This window comes from Candidatus Clostridium eludens, from assembly GCF_045310515.1.
In the GTDB taxonomy this organism is placed as follows: Bacteria; Bacillota; Clostridia; order Clostridiales; family Clostridiaceae; genus Clostridium_B; species Clostridium_B eludens.
This window is the reverse complement of record NZ_JBJHZX010000193.1, coordinates 1-326: the sequence shown is the minus strand read 5'-3', so window position 1 is coordinate 326 and position 326 is coordinate 1. Positions and strand designations below refer to the sequence as shown.

The 326-nt window shown below is 37.7% G+C and carries 1 rRNA gene; it reads left to right on the top strand.

Features of this window, described 5'->3' with window-relative positions:
• Positions 1–256: 256 nt before the first annotated feature.
• Positions 257–326 (top strand): 16S ribosomal RNA (locus ACJDU8_RS25800); the annotation flags it as partial.

The following is a 326-nucleotide window of genomic DNA, read 5'->3' as shown; positions in this document are numbered from 1 at the left end:
ATAGGTAAACTTATTTATAAGAATAAACCAGCAATTCTTTTGAGCTGCGAAAGCAGTAAAGAAAGTAATTTCGTAATTAAGTATATTTACTCAGTACTTTACTGAAAGAAGTATACTAAAATTACTAGTAGCGAGTACAGCGAGGAAAAGGCTGAATGAGGAGCGGAACTTACTAGTGTAATTGAGCACCGCAATGAAGCATTTGACGAAGCTGGGCGAAGTTAATAGTAATTTTCAACAGAGTCAATAAAACTTTTAAATTAAGAGTTTGATCCTGGCTCAGGACGAACGCTGGCGGCGTGCCTAACACATGCAAGTCGAGCGAA